Here is a 2695-nt window from a genome sequence, read left to right as displayed (position 1 = left end):
GCCCGCGCCCTGGACCTATATCGCCACGGCGCAAGCCTTTGACGACGAGATGCGCGAGCGGATCGCGCATCATCGCGAACGGCGTGCTGAAGGCTGGCACACACTGGATGCGCCGTTCGATTCGGCCGACACGCTGCGTGAGTTGCCGGCCGGTACGCCCGTGCTGCTCGACTGCCTGACGCTTTGGCTAACCAATATCATGCTGGCCGAGGGCGACGTGGAAGCGGCGGTGGGCGAGCTGTGTTCCGTGTTGTCCGCGCCGACTGGGCCCTGGTATGTCGTGTCCAACGAAGTAGGCCTGAGCATCGTGCCGGAGAATGCGCTGGCAAGGCGGTTTCGCGACAGGGCCGGCTCAACCAGAAGATCGCGGCGCTGGCCGATGACGTTCTGTTCATGGTGGCCGGCCTGCCGATGAAAGTGAAGTGAATGACCGAGATCGACGCTGACGAAGCCGCCCGCCACAAAGCAAAAATGGAGAAGCGCAAGCAGGTCCAGGATGCCGAAGTGGCCGAAAAGACGGTCGAGAAGGGCCTGCTGATCGTCAACCCCGGGCCGGGCAAGGGCAAGACGACGGCGGCCTTCGGGCTGGCTCTGCGCATGCTGGGGTATGGCAAGCGCGTCGGAGTCGTGCAGTTCGTGAAGGGCGCCTGGCATACGGGCGAAATGGACGCTTTCAAGCGCTTCGGCGATCAGGTCGTGTGGCACACGATGGGCGAAGGGTTTACCTGGGAAACTCAGGATCTGCAGCGCGACCTCGCGGCGGCGGAGCGGGCCTGGGTCAAGGCGGAAGAGCTGCTGGCCGATCCGACAATCGGGCTGGTTATCCTTGATGAGCTCAACATCGCGCTGCGCTACGACTATCTCAACCTTGAGGCGGTGGTAGCAACGCTGACAACGCGGCGGCCGGACCTGCACGTCGTGGTCACCGGCCGCAACGCCAAGCCGGCGCTGGTGGAGGCGGCGGATCTGGTAACGGAAATGACGGCCACGAAGCACCACTTCAAGGCCGGTGTGAAGGCGCAGCAGGGCATCGAGTTTTAGCGTCATGTCTGCCCGCGCGCTCATGTTCCAGGGTACCGGCTCGGATGTCGGCAAGTCGCTGGTGGTGGCGGGCCTTTGCCGTGCTTTCGCCAATCGCGGGCTGGTGGTTCGGCCGTTCAAGCCGCAGAATATGTCGAACAATGCGGCGGTGACCAGCGACGGCGGCGAGATCGGCCGGGCGCAGGCGTTGCAGGCGCTGGCATGCCGCATGCCGCTGACTGTGCACATGAACCCGATTCTCCTGAAGCCTCAAAGCCAGGTGGGCGCGCAGGTGGTGGTGCAGGGCAAGGTGGTCGGCAATGCCGATGCGCGGGCCTATCAGGGCATGAAGGCCGGGCTGTGGCCTCGGGTGCTGGAGAGTTTCGGGCGCTTGAAGGCTGAGGCTGATCTGGTGCTGGTTGAGGGTGCCGGCAGCGCGTCCGAAGTCAATCTACGCGCCAACGACATCGCCAATATGGGTTTTTCACGGGCGGGCAATGTGCCGGTGGTGCTGATCGGTGACATCGATCGAGGCGGGGTGATCGCGAGCCTGGTCGGGACCAAGCATGTGATCAAGCCCGAGGATGCCGCAATGATTTGCGGGTTCCTGGTAAACCGCTTTCGCGGCGATCCCTCACTGTTCGATGGGGGCATGGTGACGATCGCCGAGCAGACGGGCTGGCGGGCTTTCGGTTTGCTGCCGCATTTCGAGGACGCGCGGCGGTTGCCTGCCGAGGATGCGCTGGCGCTGACGGCCAAGGCCGCGCGCAAGGAAGGATCAGGCAAGGTGCGGATTGCGGTGCCGATCCTGCCGTCGATCTCCAACTTCGATGATCTCGATCCGCTGGATGCCGAGCCCGATGTCGAGCTCGTTCGCGTGTGGCCTGGAACCGCCCTGCCCGGCGATTCCGACCTCGTGCTGCTGCCGGGGTCAAAGACGACGATCGCCGACTTGCATGTGTTGAAAGAAGCTGGGTTCGGCATCGATCTTCAGGCGCATATAAGGCGCGGCGGGCATGTGCTGGGATTGTGCGGCGGGTTCCAGATGCTGGGTAGGACCATCAGTGATCCGGATGGGATCGAGGGGCCGGCTGGCACGGTGGAAGCGCTGGGATTGCTGGACGTCGAGACGGTGCTGACATCGGACAAGGCGCTGCATCCTGTGACCGGTAAAACGGCGGATGGCACCTCGTTCCGAGGCTACGAGATGCATGTCGGGCACACGCAGGGTTCGGGATTGGAAAGGCCGTTTGCGCGGCTGAGCGACGGGCGGCCGGATGGCGCGGTGTCAGAGGATGGGTTGGTGTCCGGCACCTATGTGCATGGGTTCTTTGCCGATGATGCGCAGCGTGCGGCTTGGTTGGCGAAGCTCGGCGGCACGTCGCAACTGGCGGATTACGATGCCGGCGTGGACCGTGTGCTGGATGGGCTGGCGGCGCATTGCGAGCGCTATCTGGATCTGGATGCGATGCTCAGCCATGCGCGGTGAAGAGCGTCAGTGCGATCAAGCCGAACAGTGCAACCATCATCAGGTCGGCGGTCCAGTAAAGGCGCAGCGCGCGTCGGATATCGGCGGCGGTGGCATCGCGGCGGCCGCCCTCGCCCATGAAGGCGTCATTGACGGGAACGCCGCCGTAAGAGCGCGGACCGTTCAAGGCCAGACCAAGCGCACCGG

Annotated in this window: 2 protein-coding genes and 2 pseudogenes; 3 read left to right on the top strand and 1 reads right to left on the bottom strand. The window is 64.3% G+C overall.

All coding sequences use genetic code 11. The features are described 5' to 3' along the window. From RTX98_RS20605 to RTX98_RS20595, 3 genes and pseudogenes are all read left to right on the top strand, one after another. Window positions 1-426: pseudogene (locus RTX98_RS20605) on the top strand (bifunctional adenosylcobinamide kinase/adenosylcobinamide-phosphate guanylyltransferase); the annotation flags it as partial. After that, window positions 427-1041: a cob(I)yrinic acid a,c-diamide adenosyltransferase gene (gene cobO / locus RTX98_RS20600; protein WP_312798752.1), complete on the top strand. Its 615-nt coding sequence runs from the start codon at window positions 427-429 to the stop codon at window positions 1039-1041. It begins immediately after the preceding pseudogene. Between the two features lie 4 nt (window positions 1042-1045). Next, window positions 1046-2509 carry a cobyric acid synthase gene (locus RTX98_RS20595; protein ID WP_312798751.1) on the top strand — a complete coding sequence of 488 codons (1464 nt, stop codon included), beginning with the start codon at window positions 1046-1048 and terminating at the stop codon, window positions 2507-2509. On the opposite strand, the pseudogene RTX98_RS20590 reads toward RTX98_RS20595, so the two are convergent. Next, window positions 2493-2695, bottom strand: a pseudogene (locus RTX98_RS20590) (cobalamin biosynthesis protein); the annotation flags it as partial. The gene RTX98_RS20595 and the pseudogene RTX98_RS20590 sit on opposite strands and share 17 nt — an antisense overlap.

This window comes from Tianweitania sp. (assembly GCF_032053605.1).
Taxonomy (GTDB): Bacteria; Pseudomonadota; Alphaproteobacteria; order Rhizobiales; family Rhizobiaceae; genus Tianweitania.
Note: the sequence above shows the minus strand (reverse complement) of the source record. Positions and strands in the feature narration are given on the sequence as shown.

Coding starts and splice junctions, on each gene's coding strand:
- cobO (WP_312798752.1), top strand. CDS start 427: ATGACCGAGATCGACGCTGACGAAGCCGCCCGCCACAAAGCAAAAATG.
- RTX98_RS20595 (WP_312798751.1), top strand. CDS start 1,046: ATGTCTGCCCGCGCGCTCATGTTCCAGGGTACCGGCTCGGATGTCGGC.